Below are 23,371 nucleotides of genomic sequence, written 5' to 3'. Positions count from 1 at the left end.
GGAGGTCTGCAGCGATGAGCCCGTTCCTGATCTACGGCGCGACCGGCTACACGGGCCGGCTCTGCGCAGAGCACGCGGTGTCGCGCGGCCTGCGCCCGGTTCTCGCGGGCCGCAGCGCCAGCGCCGTGCGCGAGCTGGCCGAAGGCCTCGGGCTCGAATGGCGGGCCTTCGGTCTCGACGATCCCCGGGCGCTTCGCGACGGCATCAGGGACATGAAGGCCGTGCTGCACGCGGCCGGCCCGTTCTCCGCGACCGCCCTGCCGATGGCGCAGGCCTGTCTCGCGGCGGCCACCCATTACATCGACATCACCGGTGAGATCGATGTTTTCGAGGCGCTCGCCACCCGCACCGACGAGGCTGCGGCTGCCAGAATCATGCTGCTGCCCGGCGCCGGCTTCGACGTGGTGCCGAGCGATTGCCTCGCCGTGCACACGGCGGCGCGCCTGCCCGGCGCCACGCGGCTGCGGCTCTCGATCGGCGGTTTCCAGGGCATGAGCCGCGGCACCGCCAAGACCATGCTCGAAGGGGTCGCCTACGGCACCCGCTCGCGCCGGGGCGGCCGCATCGTCGAGCTCGCGCAGACGCCGCGCGCGACCGCCGATTTCGGCCACGGCCCGCGCCCGACGATCGGCCTTGGCTGGGGCGACGTCGCCACCGCCTGGTCCTCGACCGGTGTGCCGGAGATCGATGTCTTCTTCCAGGCATCCCCGGCGCTGTCGCGGGCGGCGGCGATGCCTCGCCTGCTGAAGCGGCTCCTGGCGACCGGGATCAGCCAGCGCTGGCTCAAGCACGGCATCGAACGCCGCCTGCCTGCCGGCCCCACGCCCGAGCAGCGTGCCCACTCGCAGTGCCTTTTCCTCGCCGAGGCCTGGGATGCGCGGGGACGGCGGGTCGCGAGCCGGATGCGCTCGCCCGAGGGTTACACCCTGACCGCCGCCACCGCCGTCGAGATCGCCCGCCGTGCGGCGACCGGCGATGCACCGACGGGCTACCAGACCCCGGCAACGGCCTACGGGGCGGATTTCATCCTGTCCTTCGACGGGATCGAGCGGGTCGATCTCTGAAGACCTCTCGGCTGTCGTTCCATGTGTCGCCCGCGGCGAGTGCCGGATGACGGGGGGGGCAGTTGGCTGGACGGCGGGCGCCTTCACCCGCTATGCCCCGGCACTTTCCTGCAGGGAGCGGCCTGTCGGTCGATCGAGGCATGCACGACGAGGATTTCCGTCCACGTAAGTCCGCGAGCAACGAGATCGGACAGAAGCTCGACGAATTGTCCGTCGGCGATCTGGACGAGCGCATCCTGCTGCTGAAGGCCGAGATCGAGCGGCTGGAGGCGGCCAGAGCCGCCAAGGAGGCGGCGCGTATGGCAGCAGGCTCGATCTTCAAGAGCTGAAAGGCACCTGCCGGCTGCCGCCGGCATGCTAGACCAACCTGCCCCGCGCCCAGGGGGCCCTTCCCCATTTGCAGGCCGCGATGCAGCCGATCATCACGATCACCGATCTTTCGAAGACCTATGCCTCCGGCCTGGTCGCGTTGAAGAACGTGAACCTGGAGATCAACCGCGGCGAGATCTTCGCGCTGCTCGGACCCAACGGCGCCGGCAAATCGACGCTGATCAATATTCTCTGCGGCATCGTCACGCCCTCCTCCGGCCGGATCATCGTCGACGGGCACGACATCGGGGGTGACTACCGCGCCGCCCGTCGCCTGATCGGACTGGTGCCGCAGGAACTGACCACCGACGCCTTCGAGAAGGTCTTCAACACCGTGAGCTTCAGCCGCGGTCTGTTCGGCCTCGGCAAGAATCCTCAGTACATCGAGCAGGTGCTCCGGGATCTCTCCCTTTGGGAGAAGCGCGACAGCCGGATCATGTCGCTGTCGGGCGGCATGAAGCGTCGCGTGCTCATCGCCAAGGCGCTGAGCCACGAGCCGCGCATCCTGTTTCTCGACGAGCCGACCGCCGGCGTCGACGTTGAGCTGCGTCAGGACATGTGGCGCATGGTGAGACGCCTGCGCGATTCCGGTGTCACCGTCATCCTCACCACCCACTACATCGAGGAGGCGGAGGAAATGGCCGACCGGGTCGGCGTCATCCGCAAGGGCGAACTGGTCCTCGTAGAGGAAAAGGCCGAGCTGATGCGCAAGCTCGGCAAGAAGCAGCTCACGCTGCACCTCCATGAGCCGCTGCTCGCGATTCCAGACTCGCTCGCCGGCCACCATCTCGAGCTGTCCGGTAACGGCTGCGACCTGATTTACACCTACGATACCCGGGCCGGCCGCACCGGCATCACCGGCCTGCTGACAGATCTCGCCGCCGCCGATCTTCGCTTCCAGGACCTCCAGACCAGCCAGAGTTCGCTCGAAGAGATCTTCGTGGACCTGGTGAAGGAACACGCATGAACTGGCCCGCGATCCGCGCCATCTACGGGTTCGAGATGGCGCGCTTCTGGCGAACGGCTCTGCAGAGCATCGTCGCGCCGGTGGTCTCGACCTCGCTGTATTTCGTCGTGTTCGGCGCGGCGATCGGCTCGCGGGTGTCGATGATCGACGGCGTGCCCTACGGCGCCTTCATCGTGCCGGGCCTGATGATGCTCTCGCTGCTGACGCAGAGCATCGCCAACGCATCCTTCGGCATCTACTTCCCGCGCTTCTCGGGCACGATCTACGAGCTGCTCTCCGCCCCGGTTTCGCCCTTCGACATCATCGCCGGCTATGTCGGCGCGGCCGCCTCGAAGTCGATCCTGATCGGTCTGATCATCCTGGCGACGGCGGCCCTCTTCGTGCCCCTGCACATCGAGCACCCGCTCTGGATGATCTTCTTCCTGCTGCTGACGGCGGCGACCTTCAGCCTGTTCGGCTTCGTCATCGGGCTGTGGGCCGACGGCTTCGAGAAGCTGCAGCTGGTGCCTCTCCTAATCGTGACGCCGCTCACCTTCCTTGGGGGCAGCTTCTACTCGATCGACGTGCTGCCCCCGTTCTGGCGGGCGGTGAGCCACCTCAATCCGGTCGTCTACCTGATCAGCGGCTTCCGCTGGGCCTTCTTCGGGAAGGCGGATGTGAGCATCGGCATCTGTCTCGCCATGGCGGCCCTGTTCCTGGCCCTGTGCCTCGGCGCCGTCACCTGGATGTTCAGGACGGGGTACCGGCTCAAGAGCTAATCCGCGCGGCCCGAGAAGGCACGCGACGGTAGGCCGTAGCTCGGGGCCAGCAGCCCCATGACCCGCTCGCGGAGCCCCCGGGGGGCCGACATCACCCGAACGTGGGTCGGGACGGGCGCGACCCGCTTGACCAGTCTCAGCGTGGCCTCGAACGCCAGGCGCAGGTTGTTGGTGCTCGGCTCGACGCTCGCCGAGTTCAGCGCCGTCGCGGCCGCCTGCCACAGCTGCGCATGAGGGCCCTTGCGCGCGTTGTGGATGCCGTGCCGGTTGAGGGCTGCCAGCCCATCCGGGACCGTCGTGATGACCGTCGTGCCGAATTCCGGACGATCCGGATCCAGCCAGACGACCACGGGGGCAGGCAAGCTTTGCGATGTCTCCGTGATACTTTCACGCATGAAAGCAGCTCCCTGTTCAAGCCTTGCTCGCTGTTGCGTCACTTGATACCGGCGCCGAACCTAGTATCAAGTTTTGCAACATCGGCAGATCGGAACGGTGAACAGGGATTTTAGAGCTGGGTTTCTTTCAGCTGAGGAAAAGATCTTTGTTATATCTTTGAATCTATCAATTTAACCCTTTATTAATCCTGTTGTTTTACGGCAAATTCGCCGTCTTGGGCCCCTTCCCGGTCGAGAAGATCGCGTTTGCGCGCGATGCCCCAGCGGTAGCCCGAGAGCGTCCCGTCCGAACGCACCACCCGGTGGCAGGGGATTGCCAGCGCGATCGGATTGGCGCCGCAGGCCCGGGCCACGGCGCGTATCGCGGCGGGCTCGCCGATGGCCTGCGCCACGTCCCGGTAGGTCGCCGTCGTGCCGGCCGGGATGCGCCGGAGCGCTTGCCAGACCCGTTGCTGGAAAGCGGTGCCGTGGATGTCGAGGGGCAGTTCGACGCTCCGGCCCGGTGCCTCCGCGAGCCCGATCACCCGGGCCACCAGCGCTTCGAAGGCCGCGTCGCCACCTGTCAGCTCGGCATGGGGAAAGCGATCCTGCAGGTCGCGCAGCAGCACATCGGGATCGTCGTCCATCATGATGGCGCAGACGCCCTTGGCCGTGGCGGCGACCAGGATCTGTCCGAGGGAACAGGAACCGACCGCGAAGCGGATCGCCATGCCCACCCCACCCCGGCGATAGACGGTCGGGCTCATGCCCAGCCGGTCGCCGGCCTCGGCGTAGAAGCGGCTCGCGGCGTTGTAGCCGGCCTCGTAGACCGCTTCCGTTACGGTCCGGGCCTCGCGCAGGCCGGAGGCGACGCGCTCCGCGCGATGCGCGACCGCATAGGCCTTCGGCGTCACGCCGGTGATCCGCTTGAAGGTGCGGTGGAAGTGGAACGGGCTCATCCCGGCGGCCTCGGCGAGAGCGTCGAGGGTGGGCGGGGTCTCGGCCTGCGCGATCAGGCGGCAGGCGCGGGCCACGGCCTGGGCCTGCAGGTCGTCCCTGGAGGTCTCGTTCGGCCGGCAGCGCTTGCACGCCCGGAAGCCGTCCACCTCGGCCTCCTCGCAGGTCTCGTAGAACCTGACATTCTCGCGCCGGGCGCGCTTGGCGGGGCAACTCGGCCGGCAATAGATACCCGTGGTCTTCACGGCGGTCACGAAGCTGCCATCGGCTGCCTTGTCGGCCGCGCTGAAGGCAGCCCAGCGGGCATCGTCGCTCGCCGTCACATCGCGGAGGCTGCCCTCGGATGAGGGCTGGTGGGGCTGCATTTGCATGGCTCGGCTCTCCTGGCCGGGTCGCGTGAGGGCGTCCGCGACGCCGTCGATGCGCGCATCCTGGCGCGGGCCCCTGCCCGCTTCATCCCGGCGCTTGCTCGGCAATTTCGCGATCTGCCTGCCGTCCTTCATCGACGCGCCTTCGCCACGAGCCGCGCCGCCTCCATCTCCGCATCGCTCGCCCAGAGATGCATCGCCGCATAGGCCCGGAACGGCCGCCACGCCTCGGCCCGCACGACCAACTGCCGCGAGATCGGCCGGCCTGAGCCTGTGTCGAGGGCGCGCATCAAGCTGGGATCGGCGCAGGGCAGCGCGTCTGGCTCCTTCAGCGCCCGCATCGCGATGTCGTGCGCCGTCCAGTCCCCGATGCTGCGCAGGGCCTCATTCTTGGGCATCGGCGCGATTCTCCTCTCGGAGATGCACCGCGCAAGCCCGAAGTCGCTGCTAGCGGGCGCCTTCCATGAGGCCCTTCACATGCACGGCCGTCGATCGGCCGAGTGCCTCGAGGTTGTAGCCGCCCTCCAGCATCGAGACGACGCGGCCCTGGCAATGCCGGCGCGCCGCCTCGTTGATGACCTCCGTCGCCCAGGCGAAATCCGCTTCCTGCAGGCGCAGATGACCGAGCGGATCGTCCTCGTGGGCGTCGAACCCGGCGGAGATGACGATCAGGTCCGGCCGGAAGGTGTCAAGCGCCGGCATGATGACCCCGCCGAAGGCCTCGCGGAACACCGCGCCGTCATCGCCGGCCCGCAGCGGCGCATTGTGAATGTTGCCGACCCCGCGCTCCGAGACAGCGCCCGTGCCCGGAAACCACGGCATCTGATGGGTCGAGCCGAAGAACAGGCTGTCGTCATCCCAGAAAACCCGCTGGGTGCCGTTGCCGTGATGGACGTCGAAATCGAGCACCGCGACCCGTTCAAGCCCGTGCCGCTTCTTCGCGTAGAGCGCGGCGATGGCCGCGCTCGAGAACAGGCAGAAGCCCATGGCACGGCTCGGCTCGGCGTGGTGGCCGCAGGGCCGCACCTGGCAGAAGACATTGCGCACGCCCGAATCCGGATCGAGCACGGCGTCGACGCCGCGCAGGCCCGCCCCCACCGCCCGCGAGGCCGCCTCGTAGGTGCCCGCAGACATCACCGTATCCGGATCGAGATGGGCTGGCAGCGCCGCGCGGTTGGCAGCCACACTCTTGAGACGTGCCAGATACTCGGCCGGATGCGCCAGCAGGATCTGCTCGTCGAGATCGTCGCGCAGCGGCGCCTCCTCGCGCCGCAGATCCGCGAAGGCGGGATCGGCGAGCGCCCGGTCGATCACCTCCATGCGCGCCGGGCGCTCGGGATGGCCCTGCCCCGTGTCGTGCGCGACGAAAGCGGGATGCGTGAGGAGTAACGTCTGCATGACTATCGTTGCCCGTGCCCTACCCTCCCCTACAACGGCGCCGGCAATCTGGTCGACAATATTTTACGGGTCGGAAGCAGCGTGTTCTGATCTCGAATGCGTTGACACCACCGAGCCGGATTCCCTATATCGCCCGTCTCCGGCCGGCGACCGCGTCTCGACATGGTTGCCGGCCGCGATGCGTGGCGGGGTAGCTCAGTTGGTCAGAGCAGAGGAATCATAATCCTTGTGTCGGGGGTTCAAATCCCTCCCTCGCTACCACCCATTCTTCGAGCCCCGCCGATGCTTCAGCGGGGCTTTTTCGTGCCTGCTTTAGCCCGCCGGGGCGCTGCAGCAGGTCTCCGATGTCCACAGCGAGTTACGCGACCAGGCATGGTCCTTCGCGGCTGGTCCGCGCACCACGTTTGGCCCTCAGAAGGCCGCGACGCTGCCGTCCTCGGCCGTTTTGCGATGTGATCCGGGCGGAGCGAAAGCGCCGAGCAGTGGCCGCTTCGCCGAGAGCCCTGTCCTGCTTATGCAGATCAGAATGCACAATCGCAGCACAAAGGCGTCGATTTTCGTCACATCGAAAGTAAATCGTTCTCAAGAAGCTATGGTTTTGAAATCTTTAAAGTAAAATTAAATATTTAAATCGGTTAAAATTCGCGATTGATCTCCAAAAATGTTCCCTATCCGCTCGAATCGGATGAAAAAATACCTTTCCGATTCGAGCACTAGTGCTGCCGCTCTCCGCATTTGACAAGTCATCCGACGAAAATTTGAGCAATGCGAGCCGGAGCGCTCAGTTTGCTTGAGCCTATGAACGACTCTGCTTGGAAATGTGTCGGACAGTGACGATGCATGCCGAGATCCTGGGTCCAGTCTCGGGGATTGATGATGGCGGTGAATCAGGCGTTTGAATCTTCCGTTGGCCTCACGGGCAACCCGATCATCCTCGACGGTTTCATCTACGCCCAACGGACGTCCCCGACGTCAAACTCAGGCAATTTGAATGTCAGAAGGGAAGTGCTGTCTGACGCGGCTCTGTATGCGTCCAGCGGCTCTGGATACCTGTCCAACTGGCAGGTTTCAGGGACGGCATTCGATCTCAATTGCTGTCCGTCACACGAGATCTTGCTCTTCTCCCGACGACTTACATCGTCGGCTACCGGAACGGCGTTCAGGTTGCCGTCTACCAGGACACCAATCTTCTCGCCATTGGCGAACATACGGTCACGCTCACGGGAGCGGACTGGAGAAATCTGACGGAAGTCAGGGTCTACAACTCGAGCAGCCTGCTCGACGTGAGCATCGGGCCCGGCTTCGGCATCGACAACGTCAACACCACCGACGCCACGGCGCCGATAGCCCCTACGCTGTCGATTGGCGCCAGCGCGACGGCCAACAGCACCCCAACCGTCGCCGGAACGGCCGAGATCGGTTCGACGGTCACCATCTACGACGGCGCCACGGTCCTCGGGGCGACCACGGCTGGCGCAAACGGCCTCTATGCCTTCACGACCCCCGTCTTTCGGACGGGACACACAACCTCAGCGCGCGGGCAACCGATCTCAGCAGTATGTCAGTCTGCCCTCGACGGCCGCAACGCTGCGGGTCGATACGGTGGCACCGACGGCGCCGGTCCTGGCGGCCGGAACCGGGCTGAGCAACAGCCAGACGCCGGCCATCACGGGGACGGCCGAGGCAGGCTCCACCGTCACGATCTCGAACGGTGCTACCGTTCTCGGATCCACCGTCGCCGCGGCCGACGGCACATTCAGCTTCAGGCCTTCGACCGCGCTCGCCGACGGAAACTACGTTCTGACCGCAAGGGCGGTTGATGCAGTCGGCAATACCAGCCTCGTCTCGAGCGCGATCAACCTGCGCATCGACACCGTCGCGCCGGCCGCGCCGGCCATCACGGCCTTCAATCAGCGCACGACCCCGGAGATCGAGGGCTGGGTCGGCCGCGTGTCGGCGGACGTCACCACCGACCAGAAGACCGGGATGAGCTTCTACACGGCGCGCATCCATTTCGACGAAGCGCAGAAGGAGAAGCTCGGCCAGGCGCGGCTCGTGCCGGGCATGCCGGTCGAGGCCTTCCTGCAGATCAACGAGCGCTCGGTCCTGAGCTTTCTCACCAAGCCACTGGCGGACCAGATCGCGCGCGCTTGGCGCGAACGATGACACAGCTCAGGGGGACGCCCTGATCCGACCGCAGCCCCTCGGTGGGGTTGCGTCCTGCGTTTCCCGTCAAGCCAGGAGGGGACGCCCGCTTCCCGGCGCCACGGGGCCGGGCGTGGACACCCCGATGGGACGCGGAGCGGCCGGCAGTTCCGCAAGGCGGCGGGAGCGGCGGGTCAGGTTTCGGCGCAGTCCGGCCAATCGGCGTCCGGCAGGGGCCGCCGGGCCTGATGTCGATTCAGGAGATGCAGACCGCCGCGGACGGCGCGCCGGCCTGCAAGGTCAACCCTTGGTTCAAGGGGCCGGATGAGCCGTGGTCCCGTACTTCGCGTCCCGCCGCTCTTCGACTACGACCGTCTCGACGATGCCGGCCGGCTCGTAGAGCCACTTGGCCAACGTCCCGGCCACCAGCGCGCCCAGGATCGGAGCCAGCCAGAACAGCCAGAGCTGCGCCACATACTCGCCGCCCGCGAACAGCGCCGGGCCGGTGCTGCGCGCCGGATTGACTGAGGTGTTGGTCACCGGGATCGAGATCAGGTGGATCAGCACCAGCGCAAAGCCGATCGGGATGCCGGCGAAGCCGCTGGCGGCGCCCTTCGATGTCGTGCCGATGATGATGAACAGGAAAAAGAATGTCAGCAGGAACTCGGTGATGAGGCAGGCGGTCAGGCCATACTTGCCGGGGCTCAGCTCGCCGTAGCCGTTTGAGGCGAAGCCGTTGGGCTGCCAGCCGGCCTTGCCCGAGGCGATCAGGTAGAGCACGGCGGCGGCGAGGACGGCGCCGACGACCTGGGCAATGATATACGGAACGACGTGCTTGCTGGCGCAGCGTCCAGCCGACCAAAGCCCCAGTGTGACCGCCGGGTTGAAGTGGCCCCCTGAAATATGACCAACGGCATAGGCCATCGTCAGAACGGTGAGGCCGAAGGCGAAGGCAACGCCGAGGAAGTGGATTCCCAGCTCAGGAAAGGCCGCCGAGAGAACGGCTGCGCCGCAGCCGCCAAAGGTGAGCCAGAACGTGCCGAAGAACTCTGCCGCAGAGCGCTTAACAGTATCGTGTCCCATGGAATGTCTCCTGGCTGCCCGTCGATGACCGGGGAGTCGCAACAGGCTGACGCGGCAGTTTAAAGCTCGAAATTTGTAACCTGTATAGCCTTCTTCAGGCTTAGCGGATCGTCTGCATAAAATTCAAAATTATAAGTTGCGGGCATGGCATCATCCGCATCGCATCTCATCATTTGTGGCGTTGACCAGAGGCTCAGCCGGCGACCTCCACGGATGTTGTAAGCGTGCTACCAAGACCACGTGGCGACCGTTTCCGAAGGCGGCGGCGATGTTCGAGTGGCGGAGCGGGAGGCGAGGTGAGGATGCACGATCTTGGCGGAGACGATCACCCGGATCATGACGCACGTGATCACGATGCCGGCGGCTCGGCCGAGGCCCACGAGCGCTGGAAGCACGACGGCGTTCGCGTCATTCCGGGCGACCGGCTCGATCCCAACACGGCCCAGACGCCCGGCATGTTCCGGCAGGCCGCCATCAACGCCGCCCGGGTCGACGCCCAGAAGATCTGGGCCGGCACGGTGGCGATCGAGCCGGACGCCAAGACCGGCGTCCACCACCACGGCGCGCTGGAAAGCGTGATCTACATCGTCTCCGGCAAGGCCCGCATGCGCTGGGGCGAGCGGCTCGAATACGTTGCCGAGGCCGGCCCCGGCGACTTCATCTTCGTGCCGCCCTACGTGCCGCACCAGGAGATCAATGCCTCCACCGACGAGCCCCTGCATTGCGTGCTGGTCCGCTCGGACAACGAGGCAGTGGTGGTCAACCTGCCCGACGTCGACCCGGTCGAACGGCCCGAATCCGTCTACTGGGTCGATCCGATCCACAAACACCCGGGTGGAACCGACCGGACGTAAGGCAAGCCGCGTCTATGCGAGCGTCGAAAACCGGCTAAATCCTTCCAAGCAAAGCACAAAATAAAGAAGCCTCGTTCCAGCAGCCTCGGCTATATCGAGAAGCATCAATATGCAGACGGGGTCGGCGGACATGGCTGGAGTCTTGGACAGGCGCGGTTTTCTGAAGGCTTCTGCTGCTTTCGCCACGGGCGTTGCCGGGCTCTCCTGCGTCGAAGTCGCCCGCGCGGCAACGATCGAGATCCCGACGGTCGACAAGCTGAGCGTTCGTGTCCTGATCGACTCGTCGCACGATCAGTTCCTGAAACCGAGCACGGTCCAGGGCGTGGTGCATCAACCCCCGGGCAACGGCCGCGGTAGCGATTATCGGAAGGTGCTGCACAACCAATGGGGCCTGTCGCTCTTCGTCGAGTCGCAGCGTGCGGACGAAGCCCGCACCATCCTGCTCGACTTCGGCTACAGCCCGGACGCACTCCTGAACAACATCGATATCCTGAAGGTCGATCCGGCTAAGCTCGATGCCTTGATCGTCAGCCACGGGCATCACGACCATTACGGTGGCCTGACCGGTTTCCTCGACCAGTATCGAGACAAGCTGGCGCCGGACGTGAAGCTGTATGCCGGTGGCGAGGATAATTTCTGTCATCGGGTCAGCCCGAGCGGCGTCCAGGGCCAGTTCACCGATTTCGGCCAGCTCGACCGCCGCGAACTCGCGGCAAGGCGGATCACCACGGTTCTCTGCGAGACGCCGACGGTGGTGGCGGGTCACGCCTTCACCACAGGTCAGATCAAGCGCTCCTCGATCGAGCGCATCCTGCCCAACACCTTCGTCCAGCGCGGCATCACGGACGGCCTCGGCTGCGACGCGACGCACTACTCGGCGGCCGAGCTCGAAGGGAAGATCATCCCCGATGAACATGTCCACGAGCATGCGACCTGCTTCAACATCAAGGACAAGGGGCTCGTGGTCATCAGCTCCTGCGGCCATGTCGGGATCGTGAACTCGGTCCGGCAAGCTCAGGAGGTGTCCGGCGTCCGGAAGGTCCATGCCATCGTCGGCGGCTTCCATCTCGGACCGGCTCCGAAAGACTATCTCGGTCAGGTCGTTGCCGAGATCAAAAAGCTCGAGCCCGACGTGGTCATCCCGATGCATTGCAGCGGCCTGAACTTCGCGCTCGAGGCGCAGGCGCAGATGCCGGCCAATATCCTCGTCACGACGACCGGCAGCCGGGTGACCTTCGGTGCGTAAGGCCACCGCCTGTGCACTGTTGGTGATGCTGCTCAGTGGGCCGGCGGCTCCCGCCGCGGAGGCGCCCCGCCGAACCTCAGCCGAACTGATGGACGTGCTGATGTGGAACCGCGAGCCCGTCGGCGGTCCCTTTGCACTCGTCGATCACCAGGGGCATGCGCGCACGGAGGCGGATTTCCACGGCAAGCTGCTGCTCGTCTATTTCGGCTTCACCTCTTGTCCGGACGTCTGTCCGACTGACCTGCAGGAGATCGCACGGGCCCTCACGCTCCTCGGCGCGCAGGGCGACCAGATCCAGCCGCTCTTCATCACGCTCGACCCCGAGCGGGACACCGGCGCGCAGCTCGCCGAGTACGTGGCGAACTTCGATCCGCGGGTCGTCGGGCTGACAGGCAGCCCGCAGGCCGTTCGCGCCGCGGCCGACGCCTACAAGGTGTTCTACGAGAAGGTTGCGCTGGCTGGCAGCGACTACACGATCGACCACTCCGCCTTCATCTACCTGATGGACCGTTCGAGCGGCTATCTCGGCTTTTTTCCTCCGGGCACATCGGCCGAACGCATGCTGACCATCCTCCGGCCTCATCTCGTCCAGCCCTGATGGCCCTGCTTATCGATATCGTGACGCCGCGGCTGCGGGCCTCGCTGTCTGTGCGCACTGGCGCAGCATGCTAGCTCAGGCCTGCCGTCACCTTCTGCTCCCGGCCGGCCGCTCGCCCGCACCAACCTGACCCTGCTTACAGTCACGGCCCTGGCGACGGGTTTGAGTGCCATGCTGGTCGGGCCGATGAGCTCATCGGCCTCATGGTGCCGCATTTCGTGGGCTCTACTGGCCTGGCCCCGCGCGGGCACATCTTGTTGGCTCGATGCTGATCGGCTGCGGCCTCATGGCAGCGGCCGACCTGCTGTTGCGTCTGCTCTTCTACCCCTATCAGATGCCCGCCGGCTTCTTCGCCTCCCTTGTCGGCCCCTACCTGGCTGGGCAGTGACGCGCCCCACGAGTTCCTGATGCTGAAGGCCTTCCTCGCCTATTATCGGCCGCACCGGACGCTGTTCCTGGTGGATTTCGGCTGCGCGGTGCTGTCCGGCCTGCTCGAGCTCGGCTTCCCGATCGCCGTGAAGGTCTTCGTCGACCGGCTGCTGCCGCAGCAGGATTGGGGGCTGATCCTGCTCGCCGCGGCCGGGCTCGCCCTGCTCTACGTCGCCAATGCCGGGCTGATGGTGGTCGTGACCTATTGGGGCCACGTGCTCGGCATCAACATCGAGACCACGATGAGGGCGCGGGCCTTCGACCACCTGCAGAAGCTCTCCTTCCGCTTCTACGACGGGCAGAAGACCGGGCACCTCGTCGCCCGCGTGACCAAGGACCTGGAGGAGATCGGCGAGGTCGCCCATCACGGGCCCGAGGACCTGTTCATCGCGGTGATGACGCTGGTGGGTGCCTTCGCGCTGATGATCTGGGTCCACCCGCCGCTGGCCTTCATCACCGCGGCGATCCTGCCGGTCATCGCCTTCGTGACCCTGCGCTACGGCGGCCGCATGACCCGCAACTGGCAGTCCCAGTACGGGCGCGTCGGCGCCTTCAACGCGCGGATCGAGGAGAATGTCGGCGGCGCCCGCGTGGTGCGCGCCTTCGCCAACGAGGCGCATGAGCGCGCACTGTTCGCGGCCGACAACGCCCGCTACCGGGCCACCAAGCTCGAAGCCTACCGGATCATGGCGGCGAGCCTGTCGATCAACTATCTCGGCATGCGTCTCGTCCAGATCGTCGTGCTCCTGGGTGGGGCCGCCTTCGTGGTGAGCGGCGACCTCTCGGCCGGAGGCTTCGTCGGCTTCCTGCTGCTCGTCGGCGTGTTCTACCGCCCGCTGGAGAAGATTGGCGCGGTGGTCGACACCTATCCCAAGGGCATCGCCGGCTTCCGCCGCTACATGGAGTTGCTCGGCACCGAGCCTGACATCGTCGACCGGCCTGGCGCGGTCGCGGTCGCGGGTTTGCGCGGGGAGATCCGCTTCGAGGGCGTCTCCTTCGGCTATAGCCCGGACCGTCCCGTCCTGCAGGGTCTCGATCTCGCGATCCAGGCAGGCGAGACCGTGGCGCTGGTCGGCCCCTCGGGCGCGGGCAAGACGACGTTGTGCTCGCTGATTCCGCGCTTCTACGAGGTCGAGGCCGGGCGCATCACCATCGACGGCCACGACATCCGAGACTGTACTCTCGCCGCTCTGCGCGGGCAGATCGGCATCGTGCAGCAGGACGTATTTCTCTTCGCCGGCACGATCCGCGAGAACATCGCTTACGGCCGGCTCGCGGCCAGCGAGGCCGAGATCCTGGAGGCGGCGCGGCGCGCCCGTCTCGCCGACATGATCGCCAGCCTGCCCGACGGACTCGACACAGTGGTGGGCGAGCGGGGCGTGAAGCTGTCGGGCGGCCAGAAGCAGCGTCTCGCCATCGCCCGGGTCTTCCTGAAAAACCCGCCGATCCTGATCCTCGACGAGGCGACCTCGGCGCTGGACACGCAGACCGAGCGCGAGATCCAAGGAGCGCTCACGGAGCTCGCCGTCGGGCGCACCACGCTGGTGATCGCCCATCGCCTCGCCACGATCCGCCACGCCGATCGCATCGTCGTCGTCACCGAGAGCGGCATCGCCGAGGAGGGGCGGCACGAGACCCTGCTGGCGGCGGGAGGTTACTATCGCCGGTTGCACAGCGCCCAGTTCGCCGTGGATGACGCTCCGCCCAGCGCTGCCGAGTAGGCAGCCCGCGTAGACGCGGCTCGATCCCGGCCGAGCGACGAAGGGCTGTGTGGTCTTGCTTTCGGCGCGGGCAAGTTCCTGGAACGATGCCTTTGATGAGCCCTGCATTGTCGGGATCGCTGTCTTAACCTAGCTTAAACCTGCCCGTCTCAAGGGCACCAGGGAGGAAGCAGATGGAGCGCAGTCGCGACCTTGATCCGGTCGAGACACGGGAGTGGCTCGACTCTCTGGATGGTGTGCTGGACGTCGAGGGGCCGGACCGGGCTCACTTCCTGATCGGGCAGGTGGTCGAAGAGGCCCGCAAGCGCGGCGCACCAGTGCCGTTCTCCGCCAACACGGCCTACCTGAATACGATCCCCGTCAATAAACAGGACCCGCATCCGGGCGACCGCCAGATCGAGCACCGCATCCGCTCGGCGATCCGCTGGAACGCCATCGCCATCATCCTGCGGGCAAACAAGGAATCTTCGGAACTCGGCGGCCACATCGCCAGCTTCCAGTCGTCGGCGACGCTCTATGACACCGGCTTCATGCATTTCTGGCGCGGTGACAACGAAGAGCGTGGCGGCGACCTGATCTACGTGCAGGGCCATTCGTCTCCCGGGATCTATGCTCGCGCCTTCCTTGAGGGGCGCATGACCGAGGAGCAGCTTGTCGGCTACCGCCAGGAGGTCGACGGCAAGGGCATCTCCTCCTATCCGCATCCCTGGTTGATGCCGGATTTCTGGCAGTTCCCCACCGTTTCCATGGGCCTCGGCCCGCTGATGGCGATCTATCAGGCGCGCTACCTGCGCTACCTGCACCATCGCGGTCATGCCAATACCGACGGCCGCAAGGTCTGGGCCTTCATGGGCGACGGCGAGATGGACGAGCCGGAGAGCCTCGGCGCCATCTCCATGGCTGCCCGCGAAAAACTCGACAACCTGATCTTCGTCATCAACTGCAACCTGCAGCGGCTCGACGGGCCGGTGCGCGGCAACGGCAAGATCGTCCAGGAGCTGGAGGCCGATTTCCGCGGCGCTGGCTGGAACGTGATCAAGTGCCTGTGGGGCTCGGGCTGGGATGCGCTGCTCGCGCGTGACACGACCGGCATGCTGGCACGCCTCATGGAGGAGTGCGTCGACGGCGAGTACCAGGACTTCAAGTCGAAGAACGGCGCCTATATCCGCGAGAACTTCTTCGGGAGGTATCCGGAGACGGCGGCCCTGGTGAAGGACTGGTCGGACGATGACATCTTCCGCCTCACCCGCGGCGGCCACGACCCTTCGAAGGTGTTTGCGGCCTACTCGGCGGCATCCAAGCACAAGGGCCAGCCGACGCTGATCCTCGCCAAGACCGTCAAGGGCTACGGCATGGGCGAGTCGGGCGAAGGCCAGAACATCACCCATCAGCAGAAGAAGATGGGTGAGGCGGTTCTCAAGCAGTTCCGCGACCGCTTCCAGATCGATCTGACCGACGAACAGATCAAGGAAATGCCGTTCATCCGCTTTCCCGAGGGAAGCCCGGAAATGAACTATCTCAAGGCCCGGCGCGCGGCGCTCGGTGGCCCGCTGCCGGCACGGCGGCGCAAGTCGATCAGCCTTCAGGTCCCGCCGCTTTCTGCCTTCAGCGCGCAGCTGAAGGAGACTGCGGGCCGCGAGATCTCCACCACCATGGCCTTCGTGCGGGTACTCAACACGCTCCTGCGCGACAAGAACATCGGCAACCGCATCGTGCCGATCGTGCCCGACGAGAGCCGCACCTTCGGCATGGAGGGCATGTTCCGCCAGTTCGGCATCTTCAGCCAGGTCGGCCAGCTCTACCGCCCGGAAGATGCCAACCAGCTCATGTACTACAAGGAGGACGAGAGGGGTCAGATGCTCCAGGAGGGCATCAACGAGCCCGGCGCAATGTCATCGTGGATCGCGGCGGCGACCTCCTACTCGACCTCCAACGCGCCGACGATCCCATTCTACATCTACTACTCGATGTTCGGCTTCCAGCGGACCGGCGACCTCGCCTGGGCGGCGGGCGACATGCGGGCACGGGGCTTCCTGGTCGGCGGCACGGCCGGGCGCACGACGCTGAACGGCGAGGGCCTGCAGCACGAGGACGGCCACAGCCACCTGATGTCGGCAACGATCCCGAACTGCGTCTCCTACGACCCGACCTTCTCCTACGAGGTCGCGGTGATCGTTCAGGATGGCCTGCGCCGGATGTATGCCGAGCAGGAGGACGTCTTCTACTACCTCACCATCATGAACGAGAACTACGAGCATCCCGCCATGCCCGAGGGTGCCGAGGCCGGCATCATCAAGGGGATGTACCTGTTCCGGGAGGGCAAGGGCCGAAAGGATGGCCCGCGCGTGCAGCTTCTCGGCAGCGGCACCATTCTGCGGGAGGTGATCGCGGCGGCCGGGATACTTGAGACCGAGCACGGCATCGCCGCCGACATCTGGAGCTGCCCCAGCTTCACCGAGCTGAGGCGCGACGCGATGGCAGTGGAGCGCTGGAACCTCCTGCACCCTACCGAAACTCCGAAGAAGTCGCATGTCGAGACCTGCCTCGAGGGCCGCGGCGGTCCCGTGATCGCGGCGACCGACTACATGCGGCTCTTCGCCGACCAGATCCGCCCCTACGTTCCTGGCCGCTACCGTGTGCTCGGCACCGACGGTTTCGGCCGCTCGGATTATCGCAAGAGGCTCCGCGACTTCTTCGAAGTGGACCGGCGCTGGGTGACGGTGGCGGCCCTGCACAGTCTTGCCGCCGACGGGGCGGTTCCCACGAGCAAGGTCGCCGACGTCATCGCCAAATACGGAATCGATCCAGAAAAGCCCTGTCCCTGGATGGTGTGATCTCATCGCCTGAACACGTCCCGGGCTCGCGCCCGGGACGGACCACCTGAAAGCGCTCAGACAAAGCGGGGGCCGGCAGAGGCCCGTCGACGAGGGAGATTGCACGTGGGTATCGAGGTCAAGGTTCCCGACATCGGCGACTTCACGGACATCCCGATCATCGAGATCTTCGTGAAGGAGGGCGACACGATCGGGCCGGACGATCCGCTGGTCTCGCTCGAATCCGACAAGGCGACGATGGACGTGCCCTCCCCGCAGGCGGGCGTGGTCGAGAAGATCCTGATCAAGATCGGCGACAAGGTCAGCGAAGGCGCGCCGATCCTGCTGCTCAAGGGCGAAGGCGAGGCCAAGCCCGCGGGCGGCAGCGTCGCGGCCGGCGGCGGTCCGGCGGGTCAGGGCGCCGCCACGCCTGGCGGCCCGAGCACGGCCTCGGCGGTGCAGGACGCGGCGGCCGTTGCCGTCAAGCAGGAGCCTGCTCCAGCCGCGGCACCCGCTGCGTGGGCACCGGCGTCCAACATCCCTGATTTCTCCAACGTCCATGCGAGCCCGGCCGTGCGCCGCATCGCACGCGAGCTCGGCATCGACCTCAACGGCGTGAAGGGCACCGGCGAGAAGGGCCGCATCACCAAGGAGGACGTGAAGGGTCAGCTCACCCGCTCAGCTGCTCCCGCAGCTGCCGGAGGCGGCGCGGTCATGGCGTCGGGCGGTATGGGCATCCCCGAGATCCCGGCGGTCGACTTCTCGAAGTTCGGACCCATCGAGTCCAAGCCACTGGCCCGGATCAAGAAGATTTCCGGCCCGCACCTGCACCGGTCCTGGCTCAACGTGCCGCTCGTCACCCACTCCGACGAGTCGGACATCACAGACACGGACAAGTACCGCAAGGAACTCGACGCGGCTGGCAAGGAGAAGGGCTACCGCGTCACCCTGCTCGCCTTCCTGATCAAAGCCGCGGTCTCGGCGTTGCGCCAGCACCCGGAGTTCAACGCGTCGCTGAGCCCTGACAAGGAATCCCTGATCCTCAAGAAGTACTACAATATCGGTGTCGCGGTGGACACGCCGGACGGTCTCGTCGTGCCCGTCATCAAGGATGCCGACCGCAAGGGCATCGTCGAGATCAGCCAGGACCTCGGCGCGATTTCCAAGAAGGCCCGCGACGGCAAGCTTGGCGCCAACGACATGCAGGGCGCGACCTTTTCGATCTCCAGCCTAGGGGGCATCGGCGGCACCAACTTCACGCCGCTGGTCAATGCACCCGAGGTTGCCATCCTCGGCGTGCCGCGCTCGAAGATGCAGCCGGTCTGGGACGGCACGGAGTTCAGGCCGCGTCTGATCCTGCCCTTGAACGTCTCGTACGACCATCGCGTCATCGACGGAGCGCTCGGCGCGCGCTTCACCCGCCACCTCGCCCACGTCCTGGAGGACGTCCGCCGCCTCGTCGTCTGACGGGGCGATCGCGCGATTCCACGGATATGGCTGACAAGGCGTGAGGTGAGGCAATGAGCAACGAGGTCAAACTCCCCGACATCGGCGACTTCAAGAACGTGCCGATCATCGAGGTAAGCGTCAGCGCGGGCGACCAAATCTCGGTCGACGACGTGCTGATCGTTCTCGAATCCGACAAGGCCACCATGGACATCCCCTCCCCGGTTGCTGGGACGGTGGCCGAGGTGAAGGTCAAGCCGGGCGACACGGTCACCGAGGGCGACCTGATCCTGGTGATGGCCGAGACCGCGGGGGCCGGCGCAGCAAAGCCGGAGGTTGCCGCTCCCGCGACTCCCGTCGCCGCCGGACACGGCGCGGGCGAGGGTCAGGCCGGCTACGGCTCCTCCGCTGCCGGTGCCACCAACGGTGCTGCTCCCGCGGCGCCCGCTCCGCAGGCCGCCGCGCCGGTCGCCGGCGAGGACATGCGTGCCGAGGTGCTGGTGCTCGGTGCCGGTCCCGGCGGCTACACGGCGGCTTTCCGCGCGGCCGATCTCGGCAAGAAGGTGGTGCTCGTGGAGCGCTGGCCCCAACTCGGCGGTGTCTGCCTCAATGTCGGCTGCATCCCGTCGAAGGCGCTGCTGCACGCGGCCAAGGTCATCGACGAAACTCATGCCATGGCCGCCCACGGCATCAGCTTCACCGCGCCGCAGATCGACATCGACAAGCTGCGCGAATGGAAGGACGGCGTGGTCAAGCGCCTGACCGGTGGCCTCGGGGGACTGGCCAAGCAGCGCAAGGTCACGGTGGTGACCGGCACTGGCCGCTTCGTCAGCCCGCACCAGATCGAGGTCGAGCACGAGGGTGCCAAGACAGTCATCGGCTTCGACCAGGCGATCATCGCCGCCGGCTCCGAACCGATCCAGATGCCCTTCATCCCGCATGACGACTCGCGGGTGATCGATTCGACCGGCGCGCTCGAACTCGACGGCATCCCGAAGCGCCTGCTCGTCATCGGCGGTGGCATCATCGGGCTGGAGATGGCGACCGTGTATCACGCGCTCGGCTCGCGGGTGACGATCGTCGAGCTGATGGACCAGATCATCCCGGGCGCCGACAAGGACATCGTCACGCCGCTCGCCAAGCGCATCGGCAAGCAATACGAGGCGATCCACCTCAAGGCTAAGGTCACCAATGTCGAGGCGAGGCCCGAGGGCCTCAAGGTGACGTTCGAGGGCGGCTCGGCCCCGCCGACCGACACCTTCGACAAGATCCTCGTCGCTGTCGGCCGCCGGCCGAACGGTAAGCTCATCGCCGCGGACAAGGCCGGCGTCGCCGTGGACGAGCGCGGTTTCATTCCCGTCGACAAGCAGATGCGCACCAACGCGCCGCATATCTTCGCCATCGGCGACGTAGTCGGCCAGCCGATGCTCGCCCACAAGGCGGTGCATGAGGGTAAGGTCGCCGCCGAGACGGCGTCCGGCAAGAACAGATTCTTCGACGCGAAGGTGATCCCCTCGGTGGCCTATACCGATCCGGAGGTGGCCTGGGTCGGCCTCACCGAGAACGAGGCCAAGGCCAAGGGCATCAAGGTCGGCAAGGGCGTGTTCCCCTGGGCGGCCTCGGGACGGTCATTGTCGCTCGGACGCGACGAGGGCATCACCAAGGTGTTGTTCGACGAGGCGACCGACCGGATCGTCGGCTGCGGCATCGTCGGCCCCTCGGCAGGCGATTTGATCGCCGAGGCCGCGCTCGCCATCGAGATGGGGGCAGATGCCGAGGATATTGGGCTCACCATCCACCCGCACCCGACCCTGTCGGAGACCGTGGGCATGGCGGCCGAGGCCTTCGAGGGCACGATCACCGACCTCTACATGCCGAAGAAGCCGCATCCGCGCCCGGCCTGAGCCGCGAGAAACGGTCGCACGGCGGCTGGAGATGGGTGAGCCGGGCCGCTGCCCGTCCCGGTCCCCCATCCGGCCGTTACCTCTGCAAGCTGAGCATGCCGCCGCAGATCGTCGCGGTTGCACTGCAGCGAACACATGCCCTGTTTGCCAATATGGCCCATTGCGCTAGGCATATGAATGCCGCACGAGGCGGTGCGTTCGCACGTCCCTCTGAGCAAGCCGGTCGCCCGCGATGTCTATCGAGCCTACCATGGCCCATTCTGCCGCGCTCGAACGCGATGCGCAGCAGGCCTATACTGACCATAAGGTGGCGCCTGGCGAGATCGCCATCGGCGTCGTGATCGGCCGCGCCTCCGAGTATTTCGACTTCTTCGTCTTCGGCATTGCCTCGGTGCTAGTCTTTCCGAAGGTGTTCTTCTCCTTCGAGCCGGACCAGCTCACCGCGACGCTGTATTCTTTCGCGGTCTTCGCGCTGGCCTTCGTTGCCCGCCCGATCGGCACCGTGATCTTCATGGCCGTCGACCGCAGGCACGGGCGCAGCGTGAAGCTCACGACCGCCCTATTCCTGCTCGGCGGATCGACGGCGGCGATCAGCTTCCTGCCGAGCTATGCCAGCATCGGCTACGCCTCGATCTGGCTGCTCGCGGGGCTGCGGATCGCGCAGGGGCTGGCACTGGCCGGCGCCTGGGACGGTCTCGCCTCGCTGCTGGCGCTGAACGCGCCGCCAGAGCGACGCGGCTGGTACGCGATGATCCCGCAGCTCGGCGCGCCGCTCGGCTTCATGGTGGCGAGCCTGTTGTTCGCGTTCTTCCTCGTGAACCTGTCGAGCGAGGACTTCCTGGATTGGGGTTGGCGCTTCCCGTTCTACTGTGCCTTCACCATCAACGTAGTGGCTCTGTTCGCGCGTCTCAGCATCGTCGCTTCCGACGAGTTCAAGGCAATGATGGACCAGCGCTCGCTGGAACCGGTGCCGATCGTTGAGCTGATCCGCCGCCATGCCCTCGACGTCTGGATCGGCGCCTTCGTGCCACTCGCGGCTTTCGCGCTGTTCCACCTCGTAACGATCTTTCCGATCAGCTGGCTCTCGCTTTTCGCGGACCGGCCGGCGGGCGAGTTCCTGATCGTGCAGTTCTCGGGTGCTATCGTCTGCGCTGGCGCCATCGCGGCCTCGGGCCTGATCGCTGACCAGATCGGCCGGCGTAACACGCTGATCCTCAGCGCCTGCCTGATTGGCCTGTTCGCGGTCGGTAGCATCATCGCGCCGCTGATCTTCGGCGAGAGCGCCATTGGCCAGACCATTTATGTGAACGTGGGCTTCATGCTTCTCGGTCTCGCCTACGGCCAGACCGCCGGCGCGGTCACGTCGCGGCTCGGCTCGCGCTACCGCTATACCGGCGCGGCGCTGACCTCGGATCTCGCCTGGATGTTCGGCGCCGGTTTCGCCCCGCTGGTCGTGCTGTTCCTGGCCAGCCGTTACGGGCTCGCCATGGTCGGCCTGTATCTGCTGTCAGGCGCGGCCGCGACGCTGCTCGCCTTGTTCCTCGACCGGTCCGAGATGCGCCAGATGTGAGCGCACGCATCATCCGGGCGGCGCCCTCGTGCCGCTCTCTTCGCCGATAGGAAGCGCCGCTGCGGCAAGCGGCTGAGAATGGGTCTGACGTCGCGTGGCCACCCCTGCCCCGAATACACTGCCAAGCCCCTCCCCCGCCCGGCATCGCCGTGGGCCGGCGGCGTCGGCCCGCCGGCTCCTCCAGGCGCTCGCGCTGCCGCCGCTCTTCGTGCTGCTCTCGGGCTGCAACCTGGTGGTCATGAACCCTGCGGGCGACGTGGCCGTGCAGCAGCGCAACCTCGTCCTGGCCTCCACCGGGCTGATGCTGCTCATCATCCTGCCAGTGATCGGGCTGACGCTCTGGTTCGCCTGGCGCTACCGGGCCTCCAACGAGAACGCGACCTACGATCCCGAATGGCACCACTCGACACAGCTCGAAGTGGTGATCTGGACGGCGCCGCTTCTGATCGTCATTGCGCTCGGCGCGCTCACCTGGATCAGCACCCACACGCTCGACCCATTCCGGCCGCTCGGGCGCCTCGCGCCGAACCGTCCGATCCCGGCCGACGTCAAGCCGCTGGAGGTCGAGGCTGTGGCGCTCGATTGGAAGTGGCTGTTCTTCTATCCCGAACTCGGCATCGCCACCGTGAACGAGCTGGCCGCGCCGGTCGACCGGCCCTTGAGCTTCAAGCTTACGGCCACCTCCGTGATGAACGCCTTCTACGTCCCTGCGCTCGCCGGCATGATCTACGCGATGCCGGGCATGGAGACGAAGCTGCACGCCGTAATCAACAAGGAGGGCGTCTATGACGGGCTCGCCTCGCAGTACAGCGGCAGCGGCTTCTCGCGGATGACCTTCAAGTTCCACGGTCTGTCGAATGACGGCTTCGACAAGTGGGTCGACAAGGTGAAGCAGGAGGGTGCGGAACTCGGCCGCGATGCCTATCTCGAACTCGAGAAGCCTAGCGAAGCTGTCGCTCCCCGCTACTACAAATCCTACGAAAGCGGCCTCTTCACCGCGATCGTCAATCTTTGTGCGCAGCCCGGCAAGATGTGCATGAACGAGATGATGCGGATCGATGCCGCGGGCGGTGCCGGCAAGGACAGCGCGGAGAACCGCGAGCGCCTGCAGTACGACAACCGGCGCATTCTCCAGGGCGAGGAAGCACCGGGGGCGACTGTGCCCGCCGCCGGCCGCGCTCCGCGCAGCGAGGACGCCAAGGACGGCAAGCCCGACCCGAGCCGATCGGGTCCGGACATGAACCAGGACAAGGCTGCTCCGGCGCAGCGTCATCACCACTGAGCCAGGCGTTAAGCCGGCACCGTAT

At 66.1% G+C, this 23,371-nt stretch carries 19 protein-coding genes, 1 tRNA gene and 2 pseudogenes; 16 read left to right on the top strand and 6 right to left on the bottom strand.

The window, feature by feature from the left end; genetic code table 11:
• Positions 1 to 14: 14 nt before the first annotated feature.
• The 4 genes from MGN01_RS05945 to MGN01_RS05930 all read left to right on the top strand — a co-directional run bounded on the left by MGN01_RS05945 (position 15) and on the right by MGN01_RS05930 (position 3,158).
• Positions 15 to 1,064, top strand: a complete 1,050-nt coding sequence (locus MGN01_RS05945; RefSeq protein WP_147045680.1) for a saccharopine dehydrogenase family protein — start codon at positions 15 to 17, stop codon at positions 1,062 to 1,064.
• 140 nt (positions 1,065 to 1,204) lie between these two features.
• Complete coding sequence (locus MGN01_RS05940; RefSeq protein ID WP_147045679.1) at positions 1,205 to 1,393, top strand: DUF1192 domain-containing protein; 189 nt, start codon at positions 1,205 to 1,207, stop codon at positions 1,391 to 1,393.
• Positions 1,394 to 1,473: 80 nt separating this feature from the next.
• Positions 1,474 to 2,400, top strand: a complete 927-nt coding sequence (locus MGN01_RS05935; protein ID WP_147045678.1) for an ABC transporter ATP-binding protein — start codon at positions 1,474 to 1,476, stop codon at positions 2,398 to 2,400.
• Positions 2,397 to 3,158 carry an ABC transporter permease gene (locus MGN01_RS05930; protein WP_147045677.1) on the top strand — a complete coding sequence of 254 codons (762 nt, stop codon included), beginning with the start codon at positions 2,397 to 2,399 and terminating at the stop codon, positions 3,156 to 3,158. Before MGN01_RS05935 ends, MGN01_RS05930 begins: the two co-directional genes overlap by 4 nt.
• Here the strand turns inward: MGN01_RS05930 and MGN01_RS05925 are convergent.
• From MGN01_RS05925 to MGN01_RS05910, 4 genes and pseudogenes are all read right to left on the bottom strand, one after another.
• Positions 3,155 to 3,520: a hypothetical protein gene (locus MGN01_RS05925; protein ID WP_147045676.1), complete on the bottom strand. Its 366-nt coding sequence runs from the start codon at positions 3,518 to 3,520 to the stop codon at positions 3,155 to 3,157. The two genes, MGN01_RS05930 and MGN01_RS05925, sit on opposite strands and share 4 nt — an antisense overlap.
• Positions 3,521 to 3,735: 215 nt before the next feature.
• Positions 3,736 to 4,854, bottom strand: coding sequence for a bifunctional DNA-binding transcriptional regulator/O6-methylguanine-DNA methyltransferase Ada (gene ada, locus MGN01_RS05920; RefSeq protein ID WP_147045829.1), 1,119 nt, complete (start codon positions 4,852 to 4,854; stop codon positions 3,736 to 3,738).
• Positions 4,855 to 4,988: 134 nt separating this feature from the next.
• Positions 4,989 to 5,240 (bottom strand): annotated as a pseudogene (locus MGN01_RS05915) (DNA-3-methyladenine glycosylase 2 family protein); the annotation flags it as partial.
• 64 nt (positions 5,241 to 5,304) lie between these two features.
• Positions 5,305 to 6,255 carry a histone deacetylase family protein gene (locus MGN01_RS05910; protein WP_147045675.1) on the bottom strand — a complete coding sequence of 317 codons (951 nt, stop codon included), beginning with the start codon at positions 6,253 to 6,255 and terminating at the stop codon, positions 5,305 to 5,307.
• Between the two features lie 184 nt (positions 6,256 to 6,439).
• Here MGN01_RS05910 and MGN01_RS05905 point away from each other — a divergent pair.
• A tRNA-Met gene (locus tag MGN01_RS05905) sits at positions 6,440 to 6,516 on the top strand.
• A 997-nt stretch (positions 6,517 to 7,513) separates the two neighbouring features.
• Here MGN01_RS05905 and MGN01_RS23435 read toward each other — a convergent pair.
• The gene (locus MGN01_RS23435) at positions 7,514 to 7,690 is read right to left on the bottom strand and encodes a hypothetical protein (protein WP_170245848.1); all 177 of its coding nucleotides are present in this window, start codon (positions 7,688 to 7,690) and stop codon (positions 7,514 to 7,516) included.
• A 53-nt stretch (positions 7,691 to 7,743) separates the two neighbouring features.
• On the opposite strand from MGN01_RS23435, the gene MGN01_RS24555 reads away from it, so the two are divergent.
• Positions 7,744 to 8,421, top strand: coding sequence for a beta-barrel domain-containing protein (locus MGN01_RS24555; protein ID WP_147045674.1), 678 nt, complete (start codon positions 7,744 to 7,746; stop codon positions 8,419 to 8,421).
• 291 nt (positions 8,422 to 8,712) lie between these two features.
• Here MGN01_RS24555 and aqpZ read toward each other — a convergent pair whose 3' ends face one another.
• Complete coding sequence (gene aqpZ / locus MGN01_RS05895; protein WP_147045673.1) at positions 8,713 to 9,483, bottom strand: aquaporin Z; 771 nt, start codon at positions 9,481 to 9,483, stop codon at positions 8,713 to 8,715.
• Between the two features lie 302 nt (positions 9,484 to 9,785).
• Between aqpZ and MGN01_RS05890 the strand changes: the two genes are divergently transcribed.
• The 10 genes and pseudogenes from MGN01_RS05890 (at position 9,786) to cyoA (ending at position 23,346) form a co-directional block, all read left to right on the top strand.
• Entirely contained in the window at positions 9,786 to 10,337 is a 552-nt protein-coding gene (locus MGN01_RS05890; protein WP_147045672.1) for a cupin domain-containing protein, read from the top strand.
• Positions 10,338 to 10,467: 130 nt separating this feature from the next.
• Positions 10,468 to 11,583: an MBL fold metallo-hydrolase gene (locus MGN01_RS05885; protein ID WP_147045671.1), complete on the top strand. Its 1,116-nt coding sequence runs from the start codon at positions 10,468 to 10,470 to the stop codon at positions 11,581 to 11,583.
• Positions 11,576 to 12,181, top strand: coding sequence for an SCO family protein (locus MGN01_RS05880; RefSeq protein ID WP_373319158.1), 606 nt, complete (start codon positions 11,576 to 11,578; stop codon positions 12,179 to 12,181). The genes MGN01_RS05885 and MGN01_RS05880 overlap by 8 nt, the downstream gene beginning before the upstream one ends.
• A 253-nt stretch (positions 12,182 to 12,434) precedes the next feature.
• Positions 12,435 to 12,569 (top strand): annotated as a pseudogene (locus MGN01_RS05875) (iron chelate uptake ABC transporter family permease subunit); the annotation flags it as partial.
• A gap of 19 nt (positions 12,570 to 12,588) precedes the next feature.
• Positions 12,589 to 14,331, top strand: coding sequence for an ABC transporter ATP-binding protein (locus MGN01_RS05870; protein ID WP_147045669.1), 1,743 nt, complete (start codon positions 12,589 to 12,591; stop codon positions 14,329 to 14,331).
• 173 nt (positions 14,332 to 14,504) lie between these two features.
• Positions 14,505 to 17,165: a pyruvate dehydrogenase (acetyl-transferring), homodimeric type gene (gene aceE, locus MGN01_RS05865; protein WP_147045668.1), complete on the top strand. Its 2,661-nt coding sequence runs from the start codon at positions 14,505 to 14,507 to the stop codon at positions 17,163 to 17,165.
• Positions 17,166 to 17,174: 9 nt separating this feature from the next.
• Entirely contained in the window at positions 17,175 to 18,611 is a 1,437-nt protein-coding gene (aceF, locus tag MGN01_RS05860) for a dihydrolipoyllysine-residue acetyltransferase (RefSeq protein ID WP_147045667.1), read from the top strand.
• 53 nt (positions 18,612 to 18,664) lie between these two features.
• Positions 18,665 to 20,494 carry a dihydrolipoyl dehydrogenase gene (gene lpdA / locus MGN01_RS05855; protein ID WP_147045666.1) on the top strand — a complete coding sequence of 610 codons (1,830 nt, stop codon included), beginning with the start codon at positions 18,665 to 18,667 and terminating at the stop codon, positions 20,492 to 20,494.
• A 250-nt stretch (positions 20,495 to 20,744) separates the two neighbouring features.
• Complete coding sequence (locus MGN01_RS05850) at positions 20,745 to 22,064, top strand: MFS transporter (protein WP_238257719.1); 1,320 nt, start codon at positions 20,745 to 20,747, stop codon at positions 22,062 to 22,064.
• A gap of 118 nt (positions 22,065 to 22,182) precedes the next feature.
• On the top strand, positions 22,183 to 23,346 hold the full coding sequence (gene cyoA, locus MGN01_RS05845; RefSeq protein WP_147045827.1) for a ubiquinol oxidase subunit II: 1,164 nt from the start codon (positions 22,183 to 22,185) through the stop codon (positions 23,344 to 23,346).
• The last annotated feature ends 25 nt before the right edge of the window (positions 23,347 to 23,371 follow it).

The sequence above is a fragment of the Methylobacterium gnaphalii genome, assembly GCF_007992215.1.
GTDB lineage: Bacteria > Pseudomonadota > Alphaproteobacteria > Rhizobiales > Beijerinckiaceae > Methylobacterium > Methylobacterium gnaphalii.
The sequence above is the reverse complement of the archived record's forward strand: the minus strand, read 5'-3'. Positions and strand labels throughout refer to the sequence as shown.

Excerpts from the sequence above, each read along its gene's own strand:
- aceE (WP_147045668.1), top strand. The coding sequence starts at position 14,505 with ATGGAGCGCAGTCGCGACCTTGATCCGGTCGAGACACGGGAGTGGCTC.
- MGN01_RS05940 (WP_147045679.1), top strand. The coding sequence starts at position 1,205 with ATGCACGACGAGGATTTCCGTCCACGTAAGTCCGCGAGCAACGAGATC.
- MGN01_RS05945 (WP_147045680.1), top strand. The coding sequence starts at position 15 with ATGAGCCCGTTCCTGATCTACGGCGCGACCGGCTACACGGGCCGGCTC.
- MGN01_RS24555 (WP_147045674.1), top strand. The coding sequence starts at position 7,744 with ATGCCTTCACGACCCCCGTCTTTCGGACGGGACACACAACCTCAGCGC.
- MGN01_RS05870 (WP_147045669.1), top strand. The coding sequence starts at position 12,589 with ATGCTGAAGGCCTTCCTCGCCTATTATCGGCCGCACCGGACGCTGTTC.
- ada (WP_147045829.1), bottom strand. The coding sequence starts at position 4,854 with ATGCAGCCCCACCAGCCCTCATCCGAGGGCAGCCTCCGCGATGTGACG.
- MGN01_RS05930 (WP_147045677.1), top strand. The coding sequence starts at position 2,397 with ATGAACTGGCCCGCGATCCGCGCCATCTACGGGTTCGAGATGGCGCGC.
- MGN01_RS05890 (WP_147045672.1), top strand. The coding sequence starts at position 9,786 with ATGCACGATCTTGGCGGAGACGATCACCCGGATCATGACGCACGTGAT.
- aqpZ (WP_147045673.1), bottom strand. The coding sequence starts at position 9,483 with ATGGGACACGATACTGTTAAGCGCTCTGCGGCAGAGTTCTTCGGCACG.
- lpdA (WP_147045666.1), top strand. The coding sequence starts at position 18,665 with ATGAGCAACGAGGTCAAACTCCCCGACATCGGCGACTTCAAGAACGTG.
- MGN01_RS05935 (WP_147045678.1), top strand. The coding sequence starts at position 1,474 with ATGCAGCCGATCATCACGATCACCGATCTTTCGAAGACCTATGCCTCC.
- MGN01_RS23435 (WP_170245848.1), bottom strand. The coding sequence starts at position 7,690 with ATGGTGACCGTCGAACCGATCTCGGCCGTTCCGGCGACGGTTGGGGTG.
- MGN01_RS05885 (WP_147045671.1), top strand. The coding sequence starts at position 10,468 with ATGGCTGGAGTCTTGGACAGGCGCGGTTTTCTGAAGGCTTCTGCTGCT.
- MGN01_RS05910 (WP_147045675.1), bottom strand. The coding sequence starts at position 6,255 with ATGCAGACGTTACTCCTCACGCATCCCGCTTTCGTCGCGCACGACACG.
- MGN01_RS05850 (WP_238257719.1), top strand. The coding sequence starts at position 20,745 with ATGGCCCATTCTGCCGCGCTCGAACGCGATGCGCAGCAGGCCTATACT.